Source organism: Brucella sp. IR068, from assembly GCF_049065885.1.
Lineage (GTDB): Bacteria > Pseudomonadota > Alphaproteobacteria > Rhizobiales > Rhizobiaceae > Brucella > Brucella intermedia.
In genome coordinates, this window is sequence record NZ_JBAKHE010000015.1 from 54,890 (window position 1) to 81,529 (window position 26,640).

The following is a 26,640-nucleotide window of genomic DNA, read 5'->3' on the forward strand; positions in this document are numbered from 1 at the left end:
AAGTCATCGGGGCACTAGCGATCGGGGTTCACGGAAGAGACTTTGAGATACGATACCTGCGATATATTCGATATGGCAGGATAACCTTCGACACTTTCCACCGGCACGATATATGAAACTGGAATTGTGGTGTTTGGTTTCATATCCTGGTCGGAGAATTCTTCCCTCTTTAGCAAGTGGGTAATATTGTTCCCGACATCGTTTTCTGTAACTTCGTAAGGCTCGGAGGTAAAGAGGCCGACATCCAGATATATATGATCTCCGGCTTTCATGTTTGGGTATGGCGGGACGGTAACTGCAACGACAGCATCTTCATCTTCCACTTCTATTGTATCAGGAGATAGTGTCGGGCTTTTTAGATTTACATTAGGCTTCGTATTCATGTTTTACCTTCCAAAAAGAAGTATTCCATCTTGTTTCTTTTGCGTATAAGAATGCTATATCTGTTTTATACGTATTTCTTTTGATTTGTATTTCTCTCTGAAGAGAGTGGTATTCTTGATGGGAGCCATCAATGGCTTTCGCTATTGCCTCTGCCCCAAATATTCCGTGAGCCAAGGCGTTCAAGATACCGTGTGAAGACAAGGGATCGAAGGTCATCGCGGCGTCACCGATTGCCGTCCATCCCTCTCCCCCTGTCGTTGTTAGGATCGATCCGCTGGCATCAATGCCCCGCGGGCGCTCCCAAGTCTGATCGAAACTGCAATACCGTTTCAGATGCAGCGCATCCCGCATCGCTTCAGCGAACATGGCCGGGCTCCGAAGCAGGAAACGGGCATGTTCGGCGCTGGTCTGCATGGCTGCAACCCGTCGCCCGTCCGGCAGGGCAGCAGTGTACCACCATCCTTCGGAAACTGCTTCCACAAGGGTGCGGGATTCCCTGGACCGGTTTTTCCCCCAGCTGTAAACCGCAACAAGGGGACTATCCTTTATGCGTCTTATTCCAAGACTGCGGGATAGGATGCTATGGCGTCCGCTGGCATCGATCAGCCATCGAGTACGAAACGTCGCCTGGGCAAGTTGAACGGACCACAGTTCTGGGTCCGCTCGGTTGATGCGCCGGATGTGACCGGAGAAAAAAGTTGCACCGGCGGCCTGAGCGGCTTGTTGCAGGCATTTGTCGAATGCAACCCGGTCGATATGCCAGCCGTTCCCGTATGAACTGAAAAGAAAATCATTCGAAACGAGTTCCCGGGATCCCCAAGCCGACAGGTCCCCGGGGTTTTCAAGTGGATGGCTATGCTGCACCCATTCGAAAAGGCCTTTTCTTTTCAGCAGATGGATTGCCTGGCCGGGCAGGCTTTCACCGATCCGGTATAGTGACCTGCTCGGCGGCCGATCCACCACCAGTACGTGGAGACCGGCTTTTGCGAGCGTGAAGGCAGCGGCAGAACCCGCCGTACCGCCTCCGATCACGAGGCAGTCGTATATCATTCCGCGATATGCTCAACATAGATATTGTGTGGGACATTTTCCAAATCGGTGGGCCCTTCTTTTAGAAGAACAATGCCCAATTTATCGAAGTTATGTATCATATATTGCATCTGCTGTTCCGCCTCGCCCGGTTCGCGGCTGTCGGAATTGGAGGATAAGGACCGCCACCACTTTCTCCGATTTTCAAAGGCCGCAATTCGGTCGGCGGGGCTCTGGGGGCCGATCACTGTCAAGTAATCCTGAAATGTCAGCACATGGTTTGGCACGCGGGCCGGCCAGTACGCGGGCGTGTACTCGCCGTAGTTGGCAGGATTCTGTGCGTCGTAGCCTGCCCGACAGCGGGCGGTATCTCCATGCCAAGGAAGCGCCATCCAGCGGGTCAGGCCACCGGGGGGTTGGGCACCCAGTCCTCTGTCCGGCGTATGCGCGGCCATGTACTCAAATTGTTCGTGTTGCTCGGGCACGTCAATTTCATCTGCATTTGCCTCTCTTATCCTGAAAGGGCCCCGATAAATACTGGCTTGGCGGACTGGCCATGTCAGCTCGCAACCAGGGTGGAATGCGTCGGCAAGACAGAAGTGAAGGGCGGCTTTGTCCAGCATCGCAGGCTGGTCATTGATCGGTACATCGTCAAAGGATGCATGAATCGGAGACGGAGATCCGGTTACAAAATCGCCATCAGCCCATTTCTTGAGCCAGGAATAGCGAATATAGGAAAGGGAGAAGACGTCTTGCGGATTATTGACATTCAATAGATGTTGAGTTGCATCATCCTCGATCTCGCCAAAGGAGTCGCCATAAAGCAATGGCCATTGGTGCGGATCGCATTTGTCCTCATACGGGCTGTGAAACTTGCTGAATATTTCCTGCCGCTTTTCCTTATGGGGATCTAATCCGGAAGTTTTGGGCGTCTTAAGCTTGTCAATGAGGTTCTGGTCCGTGAAATCATATTCTTTTCCCGGTCCGAAAAGTTCATGAAAGCCCTTGTTCACCCAAGACAAGTTGGAGAGCCGCTGCAAGCATGGAAGTATGTGCTCCATGAAAGAAACTTCCTTGGGCATCGGCAACATGCCAGCCTCTGTATGCACCTCTTCGAGTAGTTCATAAAGTGTCCTGAAACCTATAATGTCAGGAGCGTAATTGGGCGGTGCGCTAAACACCCACGCAGAGTCCGCATCATAGGTCTTGCCGTTAATTGTCACCTCGGCATGCACGGGGCCGTCTGCGATGTCGTCGTACCAGCCTACAGCATTGTTGAAGTAACCTTCGTTACCATCAAGAACAGGATTGTTCGGATATGGTGAATCCGCCAGTCCCTTACCTCCCAGGACCAGAAGCCGGCCTTCGCTGTCTGTCCGCAATTCTCCCAAACTCACTTCTTCCGTCAGGAACTTTCCTGTCATCGGCGCAGATCGTTGGGATTTGCCGGTAATGGTCATCGGTTCGGGAGTGATCGCAAGGGAAGCCCTGTCCTCGACTTTCGGATTCCTGACGCCGGAGGGTTTGTGCTCCTCCGAGGCGAAAAACGCCGTGTCCCAGGCATGGTCGGCGGTGAACCATTGCGCCTTCCTGTTGGCCAGGGTTACCTTCCATGTGACGTTGACGCCGTTGCCGGGCAGGATTTCCTTGACGACGTCTCCTTTGGCATTGAAACCATATAGCCTGAAGCGGGCAGCCTGCCGCTTTATCCTGCCGCTTTCATCCCGTATTTTCTTGAGGGGCATGGGAGGAGGCGTATCGGTTTCCGGACCGATATACATATCGGTATAGTCGTCCTCGCCGCGAATCCACGAGCCATCCTTAAGCTCACTGTTGCCAACCCGTGCGACGCCGATGCCAGGATGAATGGCCACGCGGACGATTTCCGTATCCGGCTGTACATTGGAACTCACGTCTGACCACGGGGTGTCATGCTCAGGCGCATCATAGGCAGCATCGTTGAATGCCGGGGGGCGGGGGCTAACGGGTTCACCAACGGATTGCCCGTTCAGGTCACGCCTGCTTTTGGCGGCGATTTCATAGGAGATTCTTCGTGCCAGCGCGATCTCTCCATAAGGAACGTTGTCCGGCAGGGTGCGCCAAGGATTGAAGGCAAGAGATTCGATGTAGTCATCCTGGCCTCGTTGGGCCATATCCTGCTGCAGAATTTCCAGCGTGCCGATCTTATAGATATTCTTGCTGTCATTCGTTTTGAAAGGCTCCGTCTCAGGACCATCCGGATTATTCGGATCCATCCAGTTATCAGAGGCGTTTTCCACAGATTGGTAAGGTGAGGTGTGGAGGTGGATATAAAAATCGAAAATATAAGGAGCCGTTTTTAGATTATCGATCAGATCCGCCCGCAAGAATCCGGGATCGGTTTTGTCCTTGGTGGGCAATGTTGTCTGATTGGCGCGGGGAGAGAGAATGTATTTGCAATAACTTGTAAAGCCATTGCTTTCCGGAATGCCCAGGATGAAAGGCACACAACTCCAGTAAGTCTCGGTCAGGGCGCTCGAAGGATCCGAAGCTATCATGCCATTGATGATTTCGTTGAGCGCCTCGTTTTCCGGTCTATTTCGGAAATCCTTCAGGGTGCCGCTGGCTTTTGCTGCCATATATCCGGCCATCTGCTTCGCATCGCTGGCGAAGAATACCTGGTAGTTCTGGAGCGGAAAATCGACGGTAGTACGCTGACTGGGGCTGTCCTGCGATGGAGGATAGTCGAGCACATTCAATCCAGGAACATTGAATAGTTTTATACTGCATCCAATGGTGCTGTTTCGGTCGCTTTCGCCGAAATTGATGTCACTTCCAAACCGAACCCATGCGTCATATTGGGCTTCCTGTGCGAAAAGACCTTTCTTGAGAAGCGCAACATGCTGATCGTTTGGATCAAGCGCGTCATGCGAGATCGTAAACTTCGCACAAACTCCCCCATGAGTCTTTATGAAAGCTCCGCGCCTGCCGGGGGTTTGACCATTTTGAAAATTTTTATATTGTTTATTATAAATAAATCCATCTACAATGGTCTTCATATCCGCCGTGAGGTCGTTATCCATTGTATATGTTTGATTTTTGTAGTCGTATTTATAGCGAGCCATAGATTCAAACCCTTATTACGATGAATCATGGCAATATATTTGTTTCAAATATTCCTTTGGAGCTGTCGATACTGACAGCATCTCTATGGGAGTGCGTTATTGCGAAAGACGGCGCTGCTCTGACGGTGCGTAGATTTCTACTCCTTCGTCACGAGCGCGATTGCCGCTCGCAGTTCGTCGAGACCCACACCCTTTTCCGACGAGGTGGCGATGATCCCGGGGAAGCAGGCCGCGCGCTTGTAGGTGAGCTTGTGCGTTTCTTCCAGCAGGCGCGGCACGCCAGCAGGCTTGATCTTGTCGATCTTGGTAAGCACGATCTGGTAGGAAACCGCCGCCTTGTCGAGAAGGTCGAGCACTTCCGCATCGTTCTTCTTGATGCCATGGCGGGCGTCGATCAGCACATAGACGCGCTTCAGCGTGGTGCGTCCGCGCAGGTAATCGAACACAAGGCGCGTCCAGGCATCGACCTGCGCTTTCGGCGCTTCGGCGAAACCGTAACCCGGCATGTCGACCAGGGCCAGCGGCGGCAGGTCGCCATTCTCGCCGGAATAGCCGTCCGGCACGAAATAGTTCAGTTCCTGCGTGCGGCCCGGCGTGTTGGATGTGCGCGCAAGGCCCTTCTTGTTGACGAGCGCATTGATCAGCGACGACTTGCCGACATTGGAGCGGCCCGCAAAGGCGATCTCCACCGGGCCTTCCGGCGGCAGGAATTTCATCGACGGTACGCCACGAATGAAAATCCATGATTTCTTGAAAAGCAGGCGTCCTTCCTCGACAAGTGCCGCCTGGGCTTCCCGGACTGCATCCGCCGCTGCCTGAGCGGCCCTGATCGCCGCCTGCTTCTTATCCTGCTCGCTCAATGGTTCTGTCCCGGTCGGTGTGTTCTCTTGCGTACACGCATCAATGTTATGGGCCGCATTGTCAACATGAGGGTACAAAAACCCCGCCGAAGCGGGGTTCTTTCAAGTCTATTTCTTCGCCTCTTTCGGCTTTCGCTTGAAGAGGCTCTTGAGATTGTCGAAGAGCTCGATCTTCACGCCCTGGCGCTTCATGATGATGCCCTGCTGGGTGATGGAGAGCAGGTTGTTCCATGCCCAGTAGATCACCAGACCAGCCGGGAACGAAGCCAGCATGAAGGTGAAGATCACCGGCATCCAGGTGAAGATGGCAGCCTGCGTCGGGTCCGGAGGCGTCGGGTTCATGCGCATCTGCAGGAACATGGTGATGCCCATCAGAAGCGGCCAGACGCCGATCATCAGGAAGTGCGGCACGGCGAAAGGCAGCAGGCCGAACAGGTTGAAGAGCGAGGTCGGATCGGGCGCTGCAAGGTCCTGGATCCAGCCGAAGAACGGCGCGTGGCGCATTTCGATGGTGACATAGAGCACCTTGTAAAGCGCGAAGAACACCGGAATCTGCACCAGCACCGGCCAGCAACCGGCCAGAGGATTGATCTTCTCTTCCTTGTAGAGCTTCATCATCTCCTGCTGCTGCCGCATCTTGTCATCCGCATATTTCTCGCGGATTTCAGTGAGCTTCGGCTGCACCAGCTTCATGCGCGCCATCGACTTGTACGACTTGTTGGCAAGCGGGAAGAACAGGCCCTTCAGCAGAACGGTGACGACCAGAATGGCGACGCCGAAATTGCCGGAGAACTTGTAGATCCAGTCGATGAGATAGAACATCGGCTTGGTGATGAAGTAGAACCAGCCCCAGTCGATCAGCAGTTCAAACTGCTTGATGCCGAGCGTTTCCTCGTAATTCTTGATGAGGGAAACCACTTTCGCGCCTGCGAAGACATGGTTCTTCACCGTCTGGGTCTGGCCCGGCGCAATGGTCATCGGCGCGCCGAGGAAATCGGCCTGATAGCGCGGACGGTCATTGGTGAAATGCGAGAAACGGCCGGTGAACTTTTCGTCCTGCGGCGGAATGAGCGTTGCCGCCCAGTACTTGTCGGTGATGCCGAGCCAGCCGCCCTGGACATCCTTGAACGAGATGTCCTTGTTGTCCTCGATCTTGGAATATTTGATTTCCTGCAGGCCGTCCTGACCCATGACGCCAATCAGGCCTTCATGCAGCACATAGGTGGCGCTGGCATGTTCGGGCTGGTTGAAGCGGGTCACGCGGCCATAGGAGGCAAGCGAGATCGGCGCACCGGAATTGTTCACGATCGTGTCCTCGACCGAGAACATGTAGGATTCGTCGACCGAGATGATGCGCTTGAAGGTGATGTTCTTCTCGTTGGTATAGGTCAGCGTAACGGGCGTCGTCTGCGTCAGCCTGTTGTTGCCTTCCACGGTCCAGACCGTGTTCGGTCCGGGGACGGGACCGGTGGTCTCGTTGCCGGTGAAGCCCAGTTCGACGAAATAGCCCTGCTGCAGCGGCGACGGCGCGAGCAGTTCGATGTTCGGCGAATTGTTGTCGACGGTCTCGTGATAGTTCTTCAGGAAGATGTCATCGAGGCGGGCGCCGGTCAGGTTGATCGAACCGCGCAGCGAAGGCGTGTCGATTTCGATGCGCTGCGTCTGGGCAACGGCTGCCTCGCGGGTCAGCGTGCCGCCGCCGGCTGCAACATCGCTGTGACCGGGAACGTTCCCGGAGGCGGCGGGCATCTGCGGCGTGTCGCCGTTCTGACCACCTTGCGCCTGCTGCTGCGTCGCCTGTTGTTTTTGCTGCTGCTGCTCCTCAATGCGTGCCTGCTCCCGCTGGGCTTCCGATTTCGGACCCAGATAAAACACTTGCCACAGCGTCAGCACGAGGATGGACAGGGCAATGGTGATGAAGAAATTACGATTATTTTCCATTGACGGGTCCTGATTCCGGTCTTTCCGTTCGGCGTTTCCCATCGCCCCGCCGTTCACCCTTCGCCTTGATGCGGCGGGAGAGTTCTTCGGTCAGTCGCGAAAAGGGCGCAGTGAGGGCTTGCTCGCGCGCTACGATCACATAGTCGGTCGAAGGCGCCATGTCACGCCCTGCGTGACAACGAACCGCTTCTCTGAGCCTGCGGCGGATGCGGTTTCTTATCACGGCGTTGCCGTTCTTCTTCGTTACGGTGAAACCTGCACGGGGTTTGTCGCCGATCCTGGCGGCTTGCGATTCCTCTTCGGTCCGTTCCCGGACTTCAAGAAGAAACAGTGGACCACGTCGCTTTTCACCATTCCTCAAAGCCAAAAACTCCGCTCTCTTGCGAAGGCGGAGTATTTGTTTCGGCTTGTTCATTTCTTTAGTCACCGCGCGACAGCGCGGGAAAAGATTAAGCGGAAAGCCGCTTACGGCCGCGCGAACGGCGAGCGGCGAGAACCTTGCGGCCGCCGGTGGTTGCCATGCGTGCACGGAAACCGTGACGACGCTTGCGGACGATCTTGGATGGCTGGTAAGTGCGCTTCATTTATTTAATACCGCGGTGTGCGGCCCTTCTTGATTCTGTTTTTCCGTTGAACATGACCTTGTCCGAAACCGTTATTCACTTTCGGGGTCATGCTCTATTGAACAGGAGCTGGTTCTTTCCCTTGCGATGGACAGCACAAAACCATCCGTAAAACCGCGCGGGCGAACGTGACGCGGCTTATAGGGTGAGGGCGGGAAAGAGTCAATGCCGTCATCATGGGCCGTCATCATGGGCCGTCATCATGGGCTGTCATCATGGGCTGTCATGGGCTGTCATCGGCCGCCATCGCCATATGATCACAGCTGCGCTTCAATCGCCGCCTTGTCGATGACCGAACAGACCCGTCTTATCAGCGTATTCTCGAACTCGTAGAAAACATTTTCCGCGAACCGCACCCGCCTGCCGTTGACCGGCAACCCGAACAGCATCCCCTTTGGCGTGCAGTCGAATTGCAGGCGGCTGGCGATGCGGGGCGGCTCGCTGACAAGAAACTCTATGTTGAAGCGCAGGTCGGGGATGGCCTCGAAATCCTGTTCCAGCATCCTGCGATAGCCATCAAGGCCCAATGCCCTGCCATTGTGCACAGCCTCTTCATGCACATAAAGTCCGAGGTCGTCCCAGTCCTGCCGGTTCAGGCATGCGATATAGTCGCGGTAAATCTCGGCGAGCGGTTGCGCCATGCTTTCCTCCTCCTGGAGAGCGGTTCGGTCAAAACGAGCTTGCCGGAGCCGCGCCGGCTATTTCGTCGCATTATACTGCGCATCGCAGCCGGATAGAAACCAGTCGAATGAACGGATTTCCCCGCGTGGGCGCTCCACGCTTTTGCGGGAAATGTTGTTTTCACTGAAATAGCATCATTCAGGCTGGCATTGGCATTGCCAAAGCGGATCAGGGCTTTAATAAGGATACGCAACATTTTCACATGCGGGCCATGCCCGCGGAAGAGCAGTATCGAGAGGAGTCCACCATGAGCATCCGTCGCATCGGAGTCGGCCCGCGCATGAGCCAGGCCGTCATTCACGGCAACACCGTTTATCTCGCCGGTCAGGTGGGAAATCCTGGCGCCAGCGTCACAGACCAGACCAAGGCCGTTCTGGCCGAGGTGGACCGTCTTCTCAAGGAAGCGGGCTCCGACAAGACCAAGATCCTTCAGGCCATAATCTGGCTCGCCGACATGAAGGACTTTGCCGAAATGAACGCCGTCTGGGATGCATGGGTCGATCCGGCTCACACGCCTGCACGCGCCACCGGCGAGGCAGCGCTGGCAACGCCTGACTACAAGGTCGAGATCATCATCACCGCCGCGGTGTAATCTGGCACAAAAAGATTACCCCGTCGAAGTTGCGGCTTCGGCGGGGTTTTTCATGAGCGGTTCCCGTCGGCAGTGCCAGTAGAACCGCTCCATCTTTTACGGGTTATCCCGTGCAGACCCTTCGCACTTTTGCCGGAAATGCCCTATTCGCGTATGCGCTCCGAAAAGCCGTCGCGTCCGCCTGCGAGCGCCCTTGCATCGATCGATGCGCGCTGGCGCAGTTCCTCCAGCGTGCCGCCATTCTCCAGCCAGCCGTGATCGTACAGATAGCCGGGCAGGAAGCCTGACAGAAGAATGCGGTAATCGAAGGGGAAGTTCGGGTCCAGCACCCGCGCCATGTGGAAGATGATCGTGGTGCAGTTCGCGGTCAGCGTATTGTAGAATTTCGGCTGCTCGGCCAGTTGATTGCCCAGCGTGACATAGGAGAGGAAGAGTTCGCGCGCGCCTGCGGGCGGCAGGTTGACGCGATAGCGATAGACGTTTTCCTTGCGGACATTGGTGCGCAGATAAATGATGTCGCGTTCTTCGGCAGCGATCATCGCCAGCTCGAACTGGCGGAAGAACCCGGCAATGGCGGAAAAGACCTCGTGATGCTCGCGGCGGATTTCGCCTGAAAACACCACATGACGACCATCCTCGAAGCCGAACGACAGAAGTGTGTGGGCGATAGCCGGGCTCGACCAGTAGGAAAGAAAGACGTCGACCGATGTGATCTTGCTCAGATCGTAGGTTTCTTCCTTCCAGTTGGGCGTGAAATCCTCCGTCGTCCGCCAGATGAAATCGCGGACATTGGAAAGGGTGACGAGATCGCCATTGACCTGCCCGGTCACCGTGCGGGCAACATCGGGCGCCCAGATGCGGTTGAGGGACGGGCGCACCGTGGACCAGGCCGCCAGCATCGCCAGCGCAAGAAGACAGAAGAAGAGCCGCCTGCGCCAACAGCTGTAATGTCTTTCGCCTGCAATCACCGCAAGGGCGATCAGTAGCCAGATGGCGATGACGGAGCCGCGCATGGCATCGCCGAAGGGCAGCTGGAACCACATGGCGAAGCTGGCCCAGATCGCAAAGACAAGGGTGAATAGAATGAAGACGAATTTGCCTGCGATGCGGACGGGAGCCGATTTCAGGAGAGAAGACATATGCATTCCGTATTCGTCAGTTGCCGCCGCCGGGAACTATTCCGTGTGCGGAAATCGCGGCGATACTGACATGATTTGCATCGTCATGTCATGGGGGTAAGTGTGGGAACACGAAATTTAGATTCTATATTAGAATTCTTGCAAAAAGGCTCTCGCTGGCGGCTTATTTCTTTGCCGCGATTGCTTCGCCGCGCGGGCGGGAAACAGGCTTGCGGTTTCGGGCGTGCGGACGCACCAGACGCCACAGCAGCAGCGCGCCGACGATCCCGGCATAGATGACCGGTTCGGCGGGCCAGCTTTTCACCGACATGATGAAATGGATCGCGCCGCCTGCGATTGCCACATAGACCAGCTTGTGCAGGCTGTTCCAGCGCCGCCCGAGCTTGCGGATCGACCAGTTGTTGGAGGTAAGCGCCAGCGGCACCAGCAGAACAAGGCTGATCATGCCGATGGTGATGAAGGGCCGCCGCACGATATCGGTGACGATGGCGGAAATATTCAGGCCCTGATCCAGCAGCATGTAGGTGGCGAAGTGCATCAGCGCATAATAGAAGGCGAGGAGACCGAGCGCCCGGCGGTAGCGCAGCAGCGCAATGCCGGTCAGGTCGCGGATCGGCGTGACCATGAGGGTGAGAATGAGGAAGCGCAGCGCCCACAGGCCGAGCGTGTGTTCAAAGGTCTTGACCGGATCGGCGCCGAGATTGCCGCTTGCGCCCAGATAGAAGGTCCAGACAGCCGGGACGAGACCGACCGCGTAAAGCAGCCAGATTTTCCATTCACCGGGCCGGATTGTTTTCTTCCGCTCTGTCCGGGTCGCTGCCGCCATGTCAGTAATTCACCTTCAGGTCCATGCCCGCATAAAGCGATGCGACTTCCTCGCCATAGCCGTTGAACGGCAATGTCGGGCGTCGGCCCGAGCCCAGAAAGCCGCCTTCGCCGATGCGCCGCTCGGTCGCCTGGCTCCAGCGCGGATGGTCGACCTCCGGGTTCACATTGGCGTAGAAACCATATTCGTTGGCGGCCTGCTGCTGCCACGAGGTTGGCGGCTGCTTTTCGACGAAGCTGATTTTGGTGATCGCCTTGATCCCCTTGAAGCCGTATTTCCACGGCACGACCAGCCGGATCGGCGCGCCGTTCGCATTGGGCAATGTCTCGCCGTAAAGGCCGACCGAGAGGATGGTCAGCGGATGCATGGCCTCGTCAAGGCGCAGGCCCTCGATATAGGGCCAGTCGAGAACCTGAAAGAGGCCGGTCTGGCCCGGCATTTCCTCCGGTCGCACGAGGCCGGTAAAGGCGATGTATTTGGCCGAACCGAGCGGCTCCACCTGCGCCAGCAGGCTTGCGAGCGGAAATCCGATCCACGGAATGACCATCGACCACGCCTCGACGCAGCGCATCCGATAGATGCGCTCTTCAAGCGGCATCCGGGCAATCAGATCCTGAATGTCGAATTCCTTCGGCTGCTTGACGAGGCCGTCGACGGTGAGCTTCCAGGGCAGCGGCTTGTAATTGCCGGAATTGGCGGAAGGGTCGCTCTTGTCCGTGCCGAACTCGTAGAAATTATTGTAGGTCGTGACGGCATCCTGCGGCGTCAGCTTCTCGTCCACCTTATAGGCGGAAGCCTTGGCCTTCAGCGGTTCGGCAAAAGCCGAAGAGGCAATGCCAGCGGCGGCGAGGGCGCCGGCGCCAACCATGAACGAGCGGCGGTTGAGATAGAGGCTTTTGGGCGTCACCGCATCATAAGTGAGGCGGGCGGATGAAAAACGCCCCGGTTTGAAGCTGCTCATTGTCGTTCCCACTTCCAAAATAATTGACCCTCAAGTTGCAGACATGATTCCACGTAAAGGCGTCAAAAGCATGGATAATCTGCGGCCAGTGCGGTGGTCACGCATTGTTGAAGCCGCGTGAATGCGTAACAGAATTGTAACACGATGTAACTTTTCGTGCATTCTGCCATATTCTCGCTAAAACTCTGCTGTTAACCGCATTACATTAGCGCAACCGAACGAGCGACTTCGGACTAAATTCGCTATCGCCGGCAGGGGTGGGGACGCACCCGGGAAGAGCTGCCTTCAAACCTTCGTTAACGTCTCATTGGCTATGTTGAGATCATGGTAAAGAAGATGTTTATGGCCGCTTTGGCGGCAGCTGCATTCACGGTGGCGGCTGGCTCGGCTCTGGCTGAGGGACAGCCCGTTTCGACCAACGGTCAGGGCAAGGCCCTGAGCGCCATCGCCGCATCGATGAAAGAAGAGCAGGGCGCTCCCAAGCTGGGTGAAGGGGTGACAATGCGCGAGAAGAAGATGGATACGGAAACGACGCCGGAACAGAATTTTTCGCGCAGCAGGCAGTTCATCCATCGCTTCTACAAGCCGGAAAACGCCTCCAGTGAACTGGTGATCCTGCTGCACGGTTCGGGCGGAAATGAAACCAGCCTCGTGCCGATGGCATCCAAAATCTGGCCGCGGGCCACGCTGCTCGGCATTCGTGGCCGCGTGATGCAGGATGGCGGCACGCGCTGGTACAAGCGCATCACGCCCGTAAAGTTCGACCAGAAGGATATCAAGCTCGAAGCCAATGCCTTCGTGACCTTCCTCACGCGACTGGCCGACGACAAGGAACTCGACCTCACCCACGCAACCTTCGTGGGCTATTCGAACGGCGCCAATCTTCTGGCGGCGACGATGATGCTCCACCCCGATCTGGTGAAGCGGGCTGTCCTCATGCGTTCGATGCCGGTTCTGGACAATGCGCCCGCCGCCAATCTGAGCAAGGCGCGCGTTCTGACCATCACGGGCGAGGATGACAAGCTTTATTCGCCCTTTGCGCCAGCGCTTTCAGCGCTTCTGCGCTCCGGCGGCGCGCGCGTCGACGCCCGCACCATCGATGCGGATCATATGCTGGGCGAAAAGGATGTCGCGGCCATCAGCCAATGGGTCGCGTCGCTCGGACCGGATGGCGCACCGGCGGTCTCGATGAAAAGGCAGTAAGGCAATAAGGCAATAGGGCAGTATGTTAAGGGAGTAGGGGAATAAGGGAGTAGGGGAGTATGTTTTTAGGTTGCGGACGATCGCAACGCACATAGCCTTCTCTGCCCTACTGCCCTACTGCCCTACTGCCCTACTGCCCTACTGCCCTACTGCCCTACTGCCCTACTGCCCTACTGCCCTACTGCCCTACTGCCCTACTGCCCTACTGCCCTAATCGGCTATCGAAACCACGCCGCAATCCCCGGCCTCCGAGCCGAAGACGAGGCGGTGGCCCTGTTCATCCCAGCCCATGCTGGTGATTGCGCCCTTGCCGGGGCGGCGCAGGAGGACTTCCTTGCTGTCGGCGAAACGTGCGATCAGGATCATGCCGTCATTATAGCCAATGGCCGCAATGTCCTCGACCGGGTGGCAGGCAACCGATGTCACCATGCTGTCGCCGCGAAGGCCAAGCTCCAGGGGAGCCTTGCCCATCGGGCCGTCCTTGCCCGCAAAAGGCCAGACGATTGCCGCGGGCGCGCCGGAAGTGGCGAGCCACTTGGCCTTGGCGCTCCAAGACCAGTCCTTCACCTTGGCCGGATAGCCGGTCATGCGCATGTGCTTGGTATCTTCGAGACGCCAGCCATGCAGCGCATTTTCCTGCATCGAGGTGATGAGGAAGCGGCCATCGGGCGAGAAGATCACCCCGATATGCGCGCCTTTCCATTCCAGTTCGACGGGCTTTGCCGCCGTGCCGGTCCAGATCAGCGTTGCGCCGTTATAGCGTGCAATCGCCAGCCGCTGGCCCTTCGGCGCAAAGGCGATGGCTTCGACGCTGCGTTCCTGCGCAAATTCCTGCACCTTGCCGTCGGACGTGCGCACCCACGCAGTGCGGCCAGACGCAAAACCGACAGTTCCGCCGGGGCCTGCTGCGACAGCGGTCATCCATTTGCGCGGAACCTTTGCAAGTTCGCTCACCGTTCCATCGACGTCGGTGCGGCACACGCGACCGTCTTCGCCGCCGGTGATGAGCGATTTTCCATCAACGGAAACGGTCGCGCTCAACAGCCCGTCATGGGCGGCAAAGGTCCTGCTTCCATTGTTAAGCTGATGGATCGCGCCATCGGCCATGGCGAAGAAGGGAATGCCGCCGACAAAGCGCGCATAAAGACAATGACCTTCAAGGTCGAGCGGAGCTACTGTAGGCATCGGCTTCCGGTATTGTTTATTGATGAGGGCATTTCCAGCAAAGCTTTGGAGCGGTTACTGGAAATGCGCAAGAGGAAACAGGGGGCGCTCCCGGTTCAGTCCGAACCGGAGGCTTATTTCGCCTGGCTATTCTCGAAACCGGCCTTCAGGGCGGCGGGGTCGAGTTCGCGTCCGATGAAGACGAGGCGGCTTTCCCGCTTTTCGTCTTCCTTCCAGGCGCGCTGGTGATCGCCTTCGATGATCATGTGCACGCCCTGCACCACATAGCGGTCCGGGTCGTCCTTGAAAGCGATGATGCCCTTGAGGCGCAGGATGTTCGGTCCCTGCGTCTGGGTGATGTTCTGTATCCACGGGAAGAATTTCGCCGGGTCGATTTCACCTGCCCTCAGCGATACCGACTTCACCGTCACATCATGGATCGGCGAGGCGTGATCGTGGTGGTGATGATGGTCATGATCGCAATCAGGGCCGCACACATGGTCGTGGTCGTGGTGATGATCATGGTCGTGATCATGCGCATGGTGATGGTGTCCATGGTGGTCATGATCATGGTGATCGTGATCGCAATCCGGTCCGCATACGTGGTCGGGATGGTCGTGGTCGAGGAAGTGCGGATCGTTGTCCAGAACGCGCTTGAGGTCGAAGGCGCCGCGATCCAGCACGCGGTCGAGCGGGATGGAGGCGCGCTCGGTGCGGTGGATGATGGCGTGCGGGTTGATGGCGCGCACGGTCGCCTCGATGGCGGCCAGTTCCTGCGGCGTGACAAGGTCGGTCTTGTTGATGAGCACCACGTCGGCAAAGGCGATCTGGTCTTCCGCCTCGCGGCTGTCCTTCAGACGCAGCGGCAGGTGCTTGGCATCGACAAGGGCGACAACCGCGTCGAGGCCGGTCTTGGCGCGCACATCGTCATCCATGAAGAAGGTCTGCGCGACCGGAACCGGGTCGGCAAGGCCGGTGGTCTCCACGATGATGGCGTCGAAACGGCCCGGGCGGCGCATCAGGCCTTCCACCACGCGGATCAGGTCGCCGCGCACGGTGCAGCAGATGCAGCCATTGTTCATTTCGTAGATTTCTTCGTCCGACTCGACGATCAGGTCGTTGTCGATGCCGATCTCGCCGAATTCATTGACGATGACGGCATAACGCTTGCCGTGGTTCTCGGTCAGGATGCGGTTGAGAAGGGTGGTCTTGCCCGAACCCAGATAACCCGTCAGAACGGTCACGGGGATGCGGCCAGCTTCAGTGGTCGTCTTGGTTTCAGACGGAGCTTCGGTTTGGGCTTCAGCCTGGCTCATGGTCATGCCTCTTGAAGTTGTGGCCTTGTGAAGTCGGGGTCGAGGGCAGCCAGCGCGAAGCGGCACGGCACCGAAACCCCGGATAGGACAATTCATATAAGGGAAGGGCGGCGTGAATGCCATATGCAATGCTATAATATTACATTCTCGTCGTTCACGATGATGGCAGTGGCTTTTCCCGAAGCTTGCCGTATGCGGACGTCAGATCTCACCCCTCTAAAGAAGTTTCCGATAGAAGATCACCCGCTCCGTTTCATCAAAACCCAGCGCCGTGTGAAAGCTCTGGCTGTCCCGGTTTTCGAGCAGAACGTCGGAGGCAAATTCGGTGCAGCCTTTTTCCCGGCCCCAGTTTGCGATTGCCTCGCAAAGCAAGCGCGCGGTGCCACGCTGGCGATATTCAGGAGAGACGTAGATTCCCTCGAGGAACAGGACAGGCGATGTCCCGCAGCCGTTGACATAGTCGCGCCGCAACGCTGCCTCCGCGAAGCCTGCGATCTGACCGCCAGCGCTTTCCGCGATGAATGTTACGGCATCAGGGTCCTCCTGATCGAGCGTCTCGTAAATCTCCTGCAGATGCTGCTCAAGGCTGGTGTCGGGCCAGAGCGCATGGCGCAATTGCGCCCATGCCTCGGCATGTTCCCTTCGTGCGACGAGCGTGCCCATCCCGATATATCCGGGCTCAGCTCGCCTGACTGGCGAGACGTTGCGATTTGAACCGGGCAAGATCGAACCTGTCGACATCGCGCAGCAGGTCGATGAAACCGGCGACCGCGTTGGCGATCAGCTTTTCCCCGGCTTCCGCCGTTGCGGCGGCGGCGTTGCCGGCAACGCCTTCCGGGTTGAGATCGTGCATCTTCCAGCCGAAGGCATGCGGGCCGTAAGCGCGCAGGAACCTGAACTCCTCGGCATAGCGTGACTGGGCATTGGAGAAATTGCGCGCCTTCGACATGTCCACCAGATCGGGGCGCAGGGCCAGCATCACCGATGTCTCGATGAAGCCGCCGTGAATGTCGAGCGCCTTTTCCTCCGGCGTGATCAGGCCTTCCGGCAGGCCGAAGCGGGTCCAGCTCGTGGCAACGGCAAGCATGTCGAGCCGTGTGCGCAGCTCCGTCGCGACAATCGTCATCAGGGGCGAATTTCCGCCATGCGCGTTCAGCATGACCAGTTTGCGGATGCCGCCCGCATGAAGATTTTCACCGATGCCGATCCACTGGTTCACGGCCTCGGCATAGGCGAGGCTCTGGGTTCCTTCCGTGTCCATGTGCTCAATGGAATAGCCGACCGGCTGGGCGGGCAGGAAATTGACGTTGAGTTCGGCGGGCAGCGCATCGCTGACGCGCGCGACAATGCCTTCGGCGATGATCGTATCCGTTTCAAACGGCAGGTGAGGTCCATGCTGTTCGTGAGCGCCAAGGGGCAGGACGACAATCATGTCGCTGTTTTGCTCGCGCAGATCGGTCATGTTTTCCTCGCTTTATTCTTTTCTTCGAGCCTGAGACCCTAACGCTCGTTAGCCATGACAGCAACCGGGCCTTGTTGTTTCATAAGTCGGACAATATTTTACGATATATGAATGGACGGGACTATCGATCAGGCGACAGGAAATAGTTTATTTTGAACAGGCACCTCGTCCGAAACCGTTTCGCTTTTCGGGGATGTGCTCCAAAGAAACAAGGGCGAGGTGGCGATGAGCAAGGACAATAAGGCGGTTGTACTTTACCGGCTGCAATCCGTGGCGAGGCTGTCGCGGACGGTGCTGGCCACGCGGCTTCTGGAGCAGGGGCTCTATGCGGGGCAGGATGCGGTCATGCTGCAACTGGCGGCCGAGGACGGGCTGACGCCCGGCGTTCTGGCGCAGCGCCTGGGTGTGCGTCCGCCCACCATCACCAAAACCATTGCGCGCCTGCAAAGCCAGGGTTTCGTCGCCAAGCGCGCCTCGGAAACCGATCAGCGCCAGTCGCATATCTATCTCACGCAGGCTGGTCTGGAGACCATCAAGGCAATCGAGAAGTCCATTCGCAAGACCGAGAAGGACATGCTGAAAGGCCTCGACAAGAAGGATCGCAAGACCTTCCTCAAGATGCTGAGCCGGATGGAGAGCAATCTTGCGCTTCGTGGCGTCGTGCGCCTTGCGGAAGAACCGGAAACGGAAGTGCTGGAAGAGGACGAGGTGGAATAAGTCCGCCCTTTCGCCGGCTCTAACTATTTGTTTTGACGCGCATCTTGGCGGGAAACCGTGAAACACTTTTCAGGTTGCGTGCTATCGAAAATGCTTCCAATTCAAGGATGGCAATGGCATAACCGTTCGCAGGACGAACGGTCGCGTCCTGCCTTGTCAGGTTGCGGCTGCGTCTCCGACTGCGGCACGGACCAATTTGGGGAGGCGACTTGGCCCAGAAAATAAAGCTATCGACCATCGCTGACGCGCTTGGTGTTTCGACAGCCACAGTTTCGCTCGCTTTGCGCGACAGCCCCCTCGTTGCCGACCAGACCCGCGAGAAGATCAAGGAACATGCCCGCGCCATCGGTTATATCTATAACCGTCGCGCTGCGAGCCTGCGCACCTCGCGTTCCGGCATTGTCGGCGTCGTGGTGCATGACATCATGAACCCGTTCTTCGCGGAAATCCTCAAATCCATCGAAACGGAACTGGACCGGTCGCGGCAGACCTTCATCCTGTCCAATCACTACGACCAGCTGGAAAAGCAGCGCACCTTCATGGATACGCTTTTGCAGCTCGGTGCGGACGGGGTCATCATGTCGCCCGCCATCGGCACCCCGCCGGAAGATATCCAGCTTGCCGAAGATAACGGCCTGCCGGTCGTGCTGATCGCGCGCAGCGTCGAGGGCGTTCACGCGCCGGTGTTCCGGGGCGACGACGCCTATGGCATCGGTCTTGCCACCAATCACCTGATTTCGCTGGGGCACACGCGCATCGCCATGATCGGCGGTACCGACCAGACCTCGACGGGCCGCGACCGCTATCGCGGCTATGTGCAGGCCATGGAAAAGGCCGGGCTTGAGGTTCGTCCCGACTGGCGCATCGCCGGGCCGCGCACGAAACAGGGCGGCTTTGAGGTCGCGCCGCAATTTCTGGCGCTGAAGGACAAGCCGACGGCGGCGGTCTGCTGGAACGACCTGACGGCCATCGGCCTGATGAACGGCATCGCCCGCGCCGGGCTGGTGCCGGGCGAGGACATTTCCGTGACCGGCTATGACGATCTCGAGGAAGCGGCCATTGCGACGCCAGCGCTGACGACCGTCTGGAACGGCCAGCGCGAGGTGGGACGCCGTGCGGCGCGCGCGCTGCTCGACCAGTTGAACGGCGTCGAGGTGTCCTCGATGCAGGAACTCATCAAGCCGGAACTGCATATCCGGCAATCGACGTCCAAGCCGAAACACGGCTGATTTCCCCCGCACCGCCCATGTTCTTCACGGGGCGGTTTTCTTTACGCATTATCCTAAGCAAAACCGCTGCGCACTTTTGCTGGAAATGCTCTACGCATGAGGAATGCCATGACAAAACGCGACGCGACAATTCTGGTGCTCGGCAATTTCGATGACTATGCCGTGCAGAGGCTTTCGGGCGAGTTCAATGTCCAGCGTATCGCGCGCGGCGACACGGCGCTCCTCGATGCCGCCTGGGCGAAAGACGTGAAGGGCATCGCCAGCATGTCGACCGTCGATGCGGCGCTGATCGACGCCTTGCCCAATCTCGAAATCATCGGCAATTTCGGCGTCGGCTATGACGCGGTGGATGCGAAACATGCCGGTGCGAACAATGTCATGGTCACCAACACGCCGGACGTGCTGACCGAGGAAGTGGCGGATACGACCATCGGCCTCCTGATCGACACGGTGCGCGAATTGTCGAAGTCGCAGGAATTCCTGCGCGCCGGCAACTGGGTGAAAGAAGGCCGCTATCCGCTGTCGAAGCTGTCCTTGCGTGGGCGCAAGGTCGGCATTTTCGGCCTTGGCCGCATCGGCAAGGCGGTCGCCCGGCGCATCGAGGCATTCGGCCTGCCGATTGCCTATCACAATCGCCGCAAGTCGCCGGATGTCACTTACGAATATCATCCGAGCCTCAAGGAACTGGCCGAAGCCGTCGACACGCTCATTCTGGTAGCGCCGGGCGGCGCGGAAACGGCGAAGGCCGTCAATGCGGACGTGCTGAAGGCGCTCGGACCGGAAGGCGTGCTCGTCAATATCGGACGCGGTTCGGTGGTGGATGAAGAAGCGCTTGCCGAAGCGCTGCAGAACGGAACAATTGCCGCTGCCGGTCTCGACGTCTTCGCGAACGAGCCGCATGTTCCGCAAGCCTTGCTCGATGCGCCGAACACGGTCCTCCTGCCGCATATCGGCTCCGCCTCGGTCCGGACCCGCCGCGACATGGCCAATCTGGTGATCGACAATCTCATCGCGTGGTTCGACACTGGTGAGGCGCTGACGCCCGTGCCGGAGACGGGTCACGTTAAGGCAGTAAGGCAATAGGGCAGTAAGGCAGTATGTTAAGGGAATAGGGGAATAGGGGAATAAGGGAGTAGGGGAGTATGTTTGGCTTGCGGACGACCGCAACGCACATATCCTTCTCTGCCCTACTGCCCTACTGCCCTACTGCCCTACTGCCCTACTGCCCTACTGCCCTACTGCCCTACTGCCCTACTGCCCTACTGCCCTATGTCGGCGCACTGCATCGCCGAACGCCTCGAAGATCTTGCGGGAAGGGGCATCGGAATGCACCCAGTATTCCGGGTGCCACTGGACGCCGACGACAAATCCCTTCGCATTCTTCACCGAGACGGCTTCGATGGTTCCGTCTTCCGCAACGGCTTCGACCTCAAGCTGCGGCGCAAGCCTGTCGATCGCCTGCCGGTGGACGGAGTTCACGCGCACGCTGTCTTCCTTCAGGATTTCCGCGAGGCATGAGTTGGGGTTGAGCTTGATCGGATGCTGGATGGCGAAACGCTCCGCCTGGCTTTCCGATTCCGGCGCGCGGTGGTCCATCCGGCCTTCCAGCTCCTGGATTTCGGTGGCGAGCGTGCCGCCCAGCGCGACGTTCAGTTCCTGTATGCCGCGGCAGATGGCCAGAACCGGAACGCCCTTTTCAATGGCGGCGCGGATCAGCGGCAGCGATGTCGCGTCGCGGGCATTGTCATAAGGCTCGAAGGCCGGATTCGGCTCCACGCCGTAAAGGGCAGGGTGAACGTTCGATTTGGAACCGGTGACGAGAAGGCCGTCCACCGCATCCAGAATGGCGTCGAGGTCCATCCGGTCGCCGAAGCTCGGCACCAGAAGTGGGGTCACACCCGCAACATCGATGGCGGCTGCCAGATATTGTTCCGGCGCGGCGTGCCAGGTGTAGTTTTCAAATGGCTTCACATCGGTCGGTACGGCGACGAGAGGGCGAGAAGTCTTGGGCATAGGGTTCGTTTCCACCATTCGGAATATGAAGCGGCTTTGCGTGAGTTAATGCCTAGAAACAAAGAGAAAGGGCATTCCCAGCGATCCAGTTCAAACTGGAAATGCCCTGTTTGCTCTGTTCCTTACTTCTCCGCAATGGGGCGCGCAATCACGAACAGGTGTCGTCCTGCGGCCCTGCGGTCGGTCTTTTGACTGTGCCTTCTGTGTATTGTGTTGATTTGGACTGATTTTTACGGTCGAAGATGGTTCAAATGCTGCTTCCGATAATCTAGGAATGAATAAAGACGGATTGGCAGTTGAGGGGATGAATGACTGACGATCAGCTTTTCTCCGTCAGGGGCAAGGTCATTGCCGTGACGGGTGGTTCTTCAGGGTTGGGCCTCAGGATGGTCCATGTGCTGGCAGGGCACGGTGCGCATGTGATTTCGATCTCGCGCACCCATGCAGGGGAAAGCATTTGCCCGTCAGGCGGCGAAGTGCTGGAAATCATGGCGGATGTGACCCATCCGGATGAAATCGTCCGTGCTTTCGATGAAGCGGAAGCGCGTTTCGGACCGATAACGGCGCTTTTCAACAATGCCGGCGTTGCGCATATGGCGCGCGCGCTCGATACGACGCGCGACATGCTCGAACATATTTTCGAGGTGAATGTCGCGGGTGCCTTTTTCGTGGCGCAGGAAGCGGCGCGCCGCATGATCCGGCATGGCGAGGGCGGCTCCATCGTCAACACGACCAGCATTCTGGGCGAGCGTCCGCAGAAGGGCGCCGCCGCTTATTCCATGTCCAAGGCCTGCGTGACGCAGATGACGCGGGCGCTGGCGCTGGAATGGGCCGCGCACGATATTCGCGTCAACGCGATTTCGCCGGGCTGGTTTCCAACGCGAATCAATGAAGAACAGCTGCAGGGACCGGCAGGGGGCTACTTCAAAGGGCGAAACCCGATGCGGCGCCTTGGCGAGCCGCAGGATCTGGACGGGGTTGTGCTGATGCTGGCCTCCGACGCCAGCCGCTATATGACCGGTTCGATCATCACCGTCGACGGGGGGCACCAACTCTGACAGAGTTGGAAGCTTCTTGCGGTTATTTCCCGCCGCTGGACCTTGGATGGCAGGATTTTTCTCTAAAAGGCGGGACTCTGGCGGCAGAATATCCATCGTGACTAATCTGGATTAATTCTCCGCGACGCGACAACTAACCTGCGCTGTTCTCCAATTATGGCTGTTTCAGTAATATTAGGACAACTAAAACAATACATGCCTCTGGTTGTAATTGCCGGACGGGGGTTGTGCGTCTATGGTTTTCCTTAAAAAACATCTGAATACATCTTATGGTGGTCGGCATGACAGCTTGTGGTTTAATATCCCGAAAGATATTTTTAAGTCATTGGTGCGATATTGCTGCCCCATACAAGGGATTAAATGCATCGAATGTGGCAAAGCCGTAAACCTGAGATACCTGCAGATGTGCGGCTATCTTTTCTCAGAGCGCTGTATGGTAATCGTACGACGCTCTGGTTCGGCTTGCTCGCGCACGTTGTAGCCTGTGTCGTCATCTATGTGAAAACCGACGACTGGCGCTATCTGATGTTTGCCGGCGTCTTCGCCATCGTGGCGGTTGGCCGCATCTTCGACATGCACAAGTTCGATCAGGCAAGGCAGCAGCCGCTTTCCCATGCCGATCTTGACCGGTGGGAGACGCGCTATCTGATCGGCGCATCCGCCGTGTGCCTGACGCTCGGCATGTTATGTTTCTTCTCAAGCTTCGTGCTGCGGGATTCGTTTGCCGAACTTGCCAGCCTGACCGTGCTGCTTGCCTCGGTCGTTTCCATCGTGGGCCGCAACTATGCCTCGGCAAAGGCCGTCATCCTGATGTCGGCCTGCACGCTCCTTCCCGTTCTGGCCGGGCTCATTCTGGCGGGGACGCCGTTTCACGTCATCATCGGCCTGCTGCTGATCCCGTATTTCCTGTCCAACATCCAGATGGCCAACGGGTTGCGCGAATTTCTCTTCGCGGCGGTCATGGGCAAGCGCCGCCTGTCCATCGTGGCCGGGCGTTTCGATGCGGCGCTCAACAACATGCCGCAGGGCCTTTTGATGTTCGACAGCCAGCAGCGCATCGCCGTCATCAACAACAAGGCCAAGGCGATGCTGCAGATTGCCGAGCATACCAAGCTGCATGGCCGCAAGCTGGATGTCCTTCTGCGCTATTGCGCCAAGAAGGGGCTGTTTCCGCAGACCGACCTGAAAAGCGTGCATGTGCGCATGCAGGACCTCCTGATCGGCAAGCGCGCCCGCGACATTTTCCAGCTCTCTAACCACCGTTATATCGAATGCATCGGCAACCAGACCCTCAATGAAGGGGCGGTCCTGATGTTCGAGGATGTGACGCAGCGCGTGGAAGCGGAAGCGCGCATCCAGCATATGGCGCGCTATGACGGCCTGACCGGCCTGCCGAACCGCAATTATTTCGAGACCATGGTCCGCTCGCTGCGTCCCCATCAGAAGAAGGGAACGCAGGTTGCGCTCATCGTCATCGACATCAACCATTTCAAGCATGTCAACGACACGCTGGGGCATCATACGGGCGATGTGCTATTGCGCCTGTTCGCCGAACGGTTGAACTCGCTCGATCCGCAGCGCTTCGTTGCATCGCGCTTCGGCGGCGACGAGTTCGTGGTGTTTGTCTTCAACCTGCGCGGCGAGGCCGATATTGCCGGGGTGATGGACCACATCATGGCGGTGGCGACCGGGGTTTACGATCTCGACGGCGATCAGGTCCAGATCGATATCAGCGCGGGCGTGGCGATCGAGAATGTCGAAAGGTCCGATGTCGGCAGCATGCATATCAATGCCGACCTGGCGCTTTACGAAGCCAAGAGCACGGAAGAAAAGTCCTGGTCGGTCTTCGTCGATGCGATGGACACCAAATATCGCGGACGCCAGAAACTCAAGGCGGATCTGCGGCTCGCCATCAATCACGGCGAGATCAAGGTCGTTTACCAGCCCATCGTCAGCGCGCAGTCCCTGCGCGTTGTCGCATGTGAGGCGCTGGCGCGGTGGGAGCATCCGGAGCTCGGCTTCGTGCCGCCTGCCGAATTCATTCCGCTTGCCGAGGAAATGGGCATCATCACCGACATAACCCGCTTCATGCTGGAGCAGGCCTGTGCGGACTGCCTGTCATGGGGCGACCGGATCGGCGTGTCCGTCAACCTGTCGGCCATCGACCTGAAAAGCAACGACATTGCCCGGGATATCGCCAATGCCTTGCAGAAATCCGGGCTTCCGGCGCATCGGCTCGAGGTGGAAGTGACGGAAAGCGCCATCATTTCGGACCGCAACAAGACGTCGATGGTGTTGCAGCGGCTCAAGAATGCCGGGATCAATATCGCGCTCGACGATTTCGGAACCGGCTATTCCAGCCTCAGCTATCTCAATACATTGCCCCTGACCAAGGTGAAGGTCGACCGCTCCTTCGTGCGCGACATCACCACCGACCGGCGGTCGCTGATGCTGCTTCGCGGCGTTACCCAGCTTTCGCATGAGCTGGGGCTCGGCGTGACGGTTGAAGGTGTAGAAACCGAGGAACAGCTTGCGCTCATCCGCGTGGCGGCGGGCGCCGATCTCGTCCAGGGCTATCTGCTCGGCATGCCGGTGCCGGTGGAGGCAATCAGCGCCATGACCGCGAAGGCCGCAGCGCGCCGCGATGGTGGGCGAACCGTCGCCTGAGCGGGCTTGCCTATTGCCGCCTTTCAGGCGGAATACTCCAGAAAACAGGAAATGAAGCGGCTGCGATTCCACCTGATCGTCGGGCTGAATCTTTCGGGCTGAAACGCCCCGCCAGATCGCCCCGCCAGTCGCCCCACTTGAACCGTTCGGGCGCGTGCCTCCAGTTGGGGGCTGCGCTGCAAAAGCGCTTTACCCGGTATTCTCCGCAGTGCATTGCAGCGGTTCATTTATAGTACACATAAATCTGAATAAATCTGAATAATAGGGATATTCTTCCGGGGAACTATCATGCTCATAATAGATTGGAGGAGTGAATATAAGTATTCATTCATGTGCTTATAGAAAAGATATTCGGCTCAATCTTGTTGTTTGAGGGGAGGCTAATGAAACGATTGTATCACTATACTTTATACGTTCTGGTCGCATTGGTTGTTGTTGCCGGTGTCGGCACGGCGGTCTTCTGGAAGAAAATCCATGAAACCTGGGCCGTCTATCAATATGCCCAGATGTTCAAGGGGCCGGAGATTTTTGAAAATTTCCGCAATGTCTACAAGCGTTATCCGTCCGTGCGCATTCCGCATGAAGGCGAGGTCAGCCCGCTTGCGAAGGCGGACCAGCCCCTGCCGGAAACTTTCGTCTACAAGGGCGAAACCCGCAAGATTTCCGACTGGCTGGAGCGTGGCGGCACCACCGGCCTCATCGTCCTTAAGGATGGCGTCATCGTCCACGAGCAATATGACCACGGCAACAGCCAGGCCACCCAGTCCATCGCATTTTCCGTTTCAAAATCAGTCGTTTCCTTCCTTATCGGCAATGCCGTCCGGGATGGCCTGATCGATATCGGCCAGCCGGTCGACCGCTATGCGCCGGTGCTGGCCGAAGGCGGCTACAAGGGTGTGACGGTCAAGAACGTGCTGCAGATGGCATCCGGCATCGGGTTCAACGAGAACTATGGCGATCTCAATTCCGATATTGTCCGCTATGCCGTGGAGCTTCTGACCGGCTCGATCACGAATTTCACCGCGCATCTGAAAAGCGTGCGTCCGCAAGGAACGCTCAGCCAGTATGTTTCGTCGGATACGCAGGCCCTCGGGCTGGTTCTGGAAGGCGCGACGGGCATTCCCTTGCAGGATTACATGAAGGACAGGCTCTGGTCGAAGCTTGGCGCCGAAGCCGATGCCTTCTGGATCGTGGACCCGACCGGGGAGGCTGCCGCAGCAGGCGGGATGAATGCCGTGCTGCGCGATTATGCGCGGTTCGGGCTGCTCTATCTCAACGAAGGCCGCAACTTCAAGGGCGAGCAACTTGTGCCCGCGCAATGGGTGCATGATTCGGTGACGCCGGATGCGCCCTATCTGATGCCCGGCCGCGAGGATGCGTTCGGCAAGATTCCGTTCGGCTATGGCTATCAGTGGTGGACGCCGGTTGACTGGCAGGGCGATTTCAGCGCTGCCGGCATCTATGGGCAGTTCATCTATGTCAATCCCGCCAGGCGGGTGGTGATTGCCAAGACTTCTGCCCATGCCAGTTACAATGTCGACGGGCAGGATATGAAAGACGAAACCATGCATGCGTTTCAGGCGATCGCCAACGCACTTTGAAGAGCCTTTTTCAAATTAAGGCAGAACGCTGAAATGGCCCGTAATCGGGCCATTTTGCACTTTTCGTCGG

24 protein-coding genes are annotated in these 26,640 nt (G+C 57.8%); 8 read left to right on the top strand and 16 right to left on the bottom strand.

Annotation, left to right across the window (positions count from 1 at the left end; genetic code table 11):
* Positions 1-14 precede the first annotated feature (14 nt).
* The 8 genes from ACOWVS_RS19955 to ACOWVS_RS19990 form a co-directional block, all read right to left on the bottom strand.
* Positions 15-383 carry a hypothetical protein gene (locus tag ACOWVS_RS19955; RefSeq protein WP_113387999.1) on the bottom strand — a complete coding sequence of 123 codons (369 nt, stop codon included), beginning with the start codon at positions 381-383 and terminating at the stop codon, positions 15-17.
* A complete protein-coding gene (locus ACOWVS_RS19960; protein WP_063881526.1) occupies positions 367-1,434 on the bottom strand; it encodes an NAD(P)/FAD-dependent oxidoreductase in 1,068 nt (355 codons plus the stop codon). The genes ACOWVS_RS19955 and ACOWVS_RS19960 overlap by 17 nt, the downstream gene beginning before the upstream one ends.
* The gene (locus tag ACOWVS_RS19965) at positions 1,431-4,517 is read right to left on the bottom strand and encodes a LodA/GoxA family CTQ-dependent oxidase (protein WP_075042314.1); all 3,087 of its coding nucleotides are present in this window, start codon (positions 4,515-4,517) and stop codon (positions 1,431-1,433) included. Before ACOWVS_RS19965 ends, ACOWVS_RS19960 begins: the two co-directional genes overlap by 4 nt.
* Before the next feature lie 137 nt (positions 4,518-4,654).
* Positions 4,655-5,422 carry a ribosome biogenesis GTP-binding protein YihA/YsxC gene (gene yihA / locus ACOWVS_RS19970; RefSeq protein ID WP_374846608.1) on the bottom strand — a complete coding sequence of 256 codons (768 nt, stop codon included), beginning with the start codon at positions 5,420-5,422 and terminating at the stop codon, positions 4,655-4,657.
* A 63-nt stretch (positions 5,423-5,485) separates the two neighbouring features.
* On the bottom strand, positions 5,486-7,318 hold the full coding sequence (gene yidC, locus ACOWVS_RS19975; RefSeq protein WP_063881524.1) for a membrane protein insertase YidC: 1,833 nt from the start codon (positions 7,316-7,318) through the stop codon (positions 5,486-5,488).
* Complete coding sequence (rnpA, locus tag ACOWVS_RS19980) at positions 7,308-7,733, bottom strand: ribonuclease P protein component (RefSeq protein ID WP_036565519.1); 426 nt, start codon at positions 7,731-7,733, stop codon at positions 7,308-7,310. Before rnpA ends, yidC begins: the two co-directional genes overlap by 11 nt.
* A gap of 34 nt (positions 7,734-7,767) precedes the next feature.
* On the bottom strand, positions 7,768-7,902 hold the full coding sequence (gene rpmH, locus ACOWVS_RS19985) for a 50S ribosomal protein L34 (protein WP_006467565.1): 135 nt from the start codon (positions 7,900-7,902) through the stop codon (positions 7,768-7,770).
* A 296-nt stretch (positions 7,903-8,198) separates the two neighbouring features.
* Complete coding sequence (locus ACOWVS_RS19990) at positions 8,199-8,582, bottom strand: ester cyclase (RefSeq protein ID WP_063881523.1); 384 nt, start codon at positions 8,580-8,582, stop codon at positions 8,199-8,201.
* Positions 8,583-8,869: 287 nt separating this feature from the next.
* Between ACOWVS_RS19990 and ACOWVS_RS19995 the strand changes: the two genes are divergently transcribed.
* Positions 8,870-9,214 carry a RidA family protein gene (locus ACOWVS_RS19995; RefSeq protein WP_006472300.1) on the top strand — a complete coding sequence of 115 codons (345 nt, stop codon included), beginning with the start codon at positions 8,870-8,872 and terminating at the stop codon, positions 9,212-9,214.
* Positions 9,215-9,357: 143 nt separating this feature from the next.
* On the opposite strand, the gene ACOWVS_RS20000 is transcribed toward ACOWVS_RS19995, so the two are convergent.
* From ACOWVS_RS20000 to msrP, 3 genes are all read right to left on the bottom strand, one after another.
* A complete protein-coding gene (locus tag ACOWVS_RS20000) occupies positions 9,358-10,359 on the bottom strand; it encodes a DUF4105 domain-containing protein (RefSeq protein WP_021587095.1) in 1,002 nt (333 codons plus the stop codon).
* 157 nt (positions 10,360-10,516) lie between these two features.
* Complete coding sequence (gene msrQ / locus ACOWVS_RS20005) at positions 10,517-11,179, bottom strand: protein-methionine-sulfoxide reductase heme-binding subunit MsrQ (protein ID WP_025090817.1); 663 nt, start codon at positions 11,177-11,179, stop codon at positions 10,517-10,519.
* A 1-nt stretch (position 11,180) separates the two neighbouring features.
* Positions 11,181-12,140 carry a protein-methionine-sulfoxide reductase catalytic subunit MsrP gene (gene msrP / locus ACOWVS_RS20010; RefSeq protein WP_063881520.1) on the bottom strand — a complete coding sequence of 320 codons (960 nt, stop codon included), beginning with the start codon at positions 12,138-12,140 and terminating at the stop codon, positions 11,181-11,183.
* Positions 12,141-12,464: 324 nt separating this feature from the next.
* Between msrP and ACOWVS_RS20015 the strand changes: the two genes are divergently transcribed.
* Positions 12,465-13,343: an alpha/beta hydrolase gene (locus tag ACOWVS_RS20015; RefSeq protein ID WP_006467559.1), complete on the top strand. Its 879-nt coding sequence runs from the start codon at positions 12,465-12,467 to the stop codon at positions 13,341-13,343.
* A gap of 210 nt (positions 13,344-13,553) precedes the next feature.
* On the opposite strand, the gene ACOWVS_RS20020 is transcribed toward ACOWVS_RS20015, so the two are convergent.
* The 4 genes from ACOWVS_RS20020 to ACOWVS_RS20035 all read right to left on the bottom strand — a co-directional run bounded on the left by ACOWVS_RS20020 (position 13,554) and on the right by ACOWVS_RS20035 (position 17,285).
* Positions 13,554-14,528 (bottom strand): WD40 repeat domain-containing protein, encoded by a 975-nt coding sequence (locus tag ACOWVS_RS20020; RefSeq protein ID WP_063881519.1) that lies wholly within the window; start codon positions 14,526-14,528, stop codon positions 13,554-13,556.
* A gap of 113 nt (positions 14,529-14,641) precedes the next feature.
* Positions 14,642-15,823 carry a CobW family GTP-binding protein gene (locus ACOWVS_RS20025; protein WP_031346844.1) on the bottom strand — a complete coding sequence of 394 codons (1,182 nt, stop codon included), beginning with the start codon at positions 15,821-15,823 and terminating at the stop codon, positions 14,642-14,644.
* Positions 15,824-16,039: 216 nt separating this feature from the next.
* Positions 16,040-16,486, bottom strand: coding sequence for an aminoglycoside 6'-N-acetyltransferase (aac(6'), locus tag ACOWVS_RS20030; protein WP_063881518.1), 447 nt, complete (start codon positions 16,484-16,486; stop codon positions 16,040-16,042).
* A 16-nt stretch (positions 16,487-16,502) separates the two neighbouring features.
* Entirely contained in the window at positions 16,503-17,285 is a 783-nt protein-coding gene (locus tag ACOWVS_RS20035; RefSeq protein ID WP_063881517.1) for a creatininase family protein, read from the bottom strand.
* A gap of 225 nt (positions 17,286-17,510) precedes the next feature.
* Here ACOWVS_RS20035 and ACOWVS_RS20040 point away from each other — a divergent pair, with 225 nt between their 5' ends.
* The 3 genes from ACOWVS_RS20040 to ACOWVS_RS20050 all read left to right on the top strand — a co-directional run bounded on the left by ACOWVS_RS20040 (position 17,511) and on the right by ACOWVS_RS20050 (position 20,314).
* The gene (locus ACOWVS_RS20040; RefSeq protein ID WP_063881516.1) at positions 17,511-18,002 is read left to right on the top strand and encodes a MarR family winged helix-turn-helix transcriptional regulator; all 492 of its coding nucleotides are present in this window, start codon (positions 17,511-17,513) and stop codon (positions 18,000-18,002) included.
* A 209-nt stretch (positions 18,003-18,211) separates the two neighbouring features.
* Positions 18,212-19,231: a LacI family DNA-binding transcriptional regulator gene (locus ACOWVS_RS20045; RefSeq protein ID WP_006471199.1), complete on the top strand. Its 1,020-nt coding sequence runs from the start codon at positions 18,212-18,214 to the stop codon at positions 19,229-19,231.
* A gap of 108 nt (positions 19,232-19,339) precedes the next feature.
* Positions 19,340-20,314, top strand: a complete 975-nt coding sequence (locus tag ACOWVS_RS20050) for a 2-hydroxyacid dehydrogenase (RefSeq protein ID WP_075042331.1) — start codon at positions 19,340-19,342, stop codon at positions 20,312-20,314.
* Between the two features lie 168 nt (positions 20,315-20,482).
* Here ACOWVS_RS20050 and ACOWVS_RS20055 read toward each other — a convergent pair whose 3' ends face one another.
* Complete coding sequence (locus tag ACOWVS_RS20055; protein WP_036592939.1) at positions 20,483-21,244, bottom strand: gamma-glutamyl-gamma-aminobutyrate hydrolase family protein; 762 nt, start codon at positions 21,242-21,244, stop codon at positions 20,483-20,485.
* Positions 21,245-21,552: 308 nt separating this feature from the next.
* Between ACOWVS_RS20055 and ACOWVS_RS20060 the strand changes: the two genes are divergently transcribed.
* The 3 genes from ACOWVS_RS20060 to ACOWVS_RS20070 all read left to right on the top strand — a co-directional run bounded on the left by ACOWVS_RS20060 (position 21,553) and on the right by ACOWVS_RS20070 (position 26,570).
* Positions 21,553-22,302, top strand: coding sequence for an SDR family NAD(P)-dependent oxidoreductase (locus ACOWVS_RS20060; protein ID WP_006467551.1), 750 nt, complete (start codon positions 21,553-21,555; stop codon positions 22,300-22,302).
* Between the two features lie 369 nt (positions 22,303-22,671).
* Positions 22,672-24,969, top strand: coding sequence for a putative bifunctional diguanylate cyclase/phosphodiesterase (locus tag ACOWVS_RS20065; RefSeq protein WP_075042313.1), 2,298 nt, complete (start codon positions 22,672-22,674; stop codon positions 24,967-24,969).
* 383 nt (positions 24,970-25,352) lie between these two features.
* Complete coding sequence (locus ACOWVS_RS20070) at positions 25,353-26,570, top strand: serine hydrolase domain-containing protein (protein ID WP_075042312.1); 1,218 nt, start codon at positions 25,353-25,355, stop codon at positions 26,568-26,570.
* The last annotated feature ends 70 nt before the right edge of the window (positions 26,571-26,640 follow it).

What these genes read in the sequence shown, in the direction of transcription:
- rnpA (WP_036565519.1), bottom strand. Translation starts at nt 7,733, where the DNA reads ATGAACAAGCCGAAACAAATACTCCGCCTTCGCAAGAGAGCGGAGTTT.
- msrP (WP_063881520.1), bottom strand. Translation starts at nt 12,140, where the DNA reads ATGAGCAGCTTCAAACCGGGGCGTTTTTCATCCGCCCGCCTCACTTAT.
- ACOWVS_RS19960 (WP_063881526.1), bottom strand. Translation starts at nt 1,434, where the DNA reads ATGATATACGACTGCCTCGTGATCGGAGGCGGTACGGCGGGTTCTGCC.
- ACOWVS_RS20060 (WP_006467551.1), top strand. Translation starts at nt 21,553, where the DNA reads ATGACTGACGATCAGCTTTTCTCCGTCAGGGGCAAGGTCATTGCCGTG.
- ACOWVS_RS19995 (WP_006472300.1), top strand. Translation starts at nt 8,870, where the DNA reads ATGAGCATCCGTCGCATCGGAGTCGGCCCGCGCATGAGCCAGGCCGTC.
- rpmH (WP_006467565.1), bottom strand. Translation starts at nt 7,902, where the DNA reads ATGAAGCGCACTTACCAGCCATCCAAGATCGTCCGCAAGCGTCGTCAC.
- ACOWVS_RS19965 (WP_075042314.1), bottom strand. Translation starts at nt 4,517, where the DNA reads ATGGCTCGCTATAAATACGACTACAAAAATCAAACATATACAATGGAT.
- ACOWVS_RS20070 (WP_075042312.1), top strand. Translation starts at nt 25,353, where the DNA reads ATGAAACGATTGTATCACTATACTTTATACGTTCTGGTCGCATTGGTT.
- ACOWVS_RS20065 (WP_075042313.1), top strand. Translation starts at nt 22,672, where the DNA reads ATGTGGCAAAGCCGTAAACCTGAGATACCTGCAGATGTGCGGCTATCT.
- ACOWVS_RS19990 (WP_063881523.1), bottom strand. Translation starts at nt 8,582, where the DNA reads ATGGCGCAACCGCTCGCCGAGATTTACCGCGACTATATCGCATGCCTG.
- ACOWVS_RS20025 (WP_031346844.1), bottom strand. Translation starts at nt 15,823, where the DNA reads ATGAGCCAGGCTGAAGCCCAAACCGAAGCTCCGTCTGAAACCAAGACG.
- ACOWVS_RS19955 (WP_113387999.1), bottom strand. Translation starts at nt 383, where the DNA reads ATGAATACGAAGCCTAATGTAAATCTAAAAAGCCCGACACTATCTCCT.
- yidC (WP_063881524.1), bottom strand. Translation starts at nt 7,318, where the DNA reads ATGGAAAATAATCGTAATTTCTTCATCACCATTGCCCTGTCCATCCTC.
- ACOWVS_RS20055 (WP_036592939.1), bottom strand. Translation starts at nt 21,244, where the DNA reads ATGCCCAAGACTTCTCGCCCTCTCGTCGCCGTACCGACCGATGTGAAG.
- ACOWVS_RS20020 (WP_063881519.1), bottom strand. Translation starts at nt 14,528, where the DNA reads ATGCCTACAGTAGCTCCGCTCGACCTTGAAGGTCATTGTCTTTATGCG.
- ACOWVS_RS20050 (WP_075042331.1), top strand. Translation starts at nt 19,340, where the DNA reads ATGACAAAACGCGACGCGACAATTCTGGTGCTCGGCAATTTCGATGAC.
- ACOWVS_RS20015 (WP_006467559.1), top strand. Translation starts at nt 12,465, where the DNA reads ATGGTAAAGAAGATGTTTATGGCCGCTTTGGCGGCAGCTGCATTCACG.
- msrQ (WP_025090817.1), bottom strand. Translation starts at nt 11,179, where the DNA reads ATGGCGGCAGCGACCCGGACAGAGCGGAAGAAAACAATCCGGCCCGGT.
- ACOWVS_RS20040 (WP_063881516.1), top strand. Translation starts at nt 17,511, where the DNA reads ATGAGCAAGGACAATAAGGCGGTTGTACTTTACCGGCTGCAATCCGTG.
- ACOWVS_RS20035 (WP_063881517.1), bottom strand. Translation starts at nt 17,285, where the DNA reads ATGACCGATCTGCGCGAGCAAAACAGCGACATGATTGTCGTCCTGCCC.
- ACOWVS_RS20000 (WP_021587095.1), bottom strand. Translation starts at nt 10,359, where the DNA reads ATGCATATGTCTTCTCTCCTGAAATCGGCTCCCGTCCGCATCGCAGGC.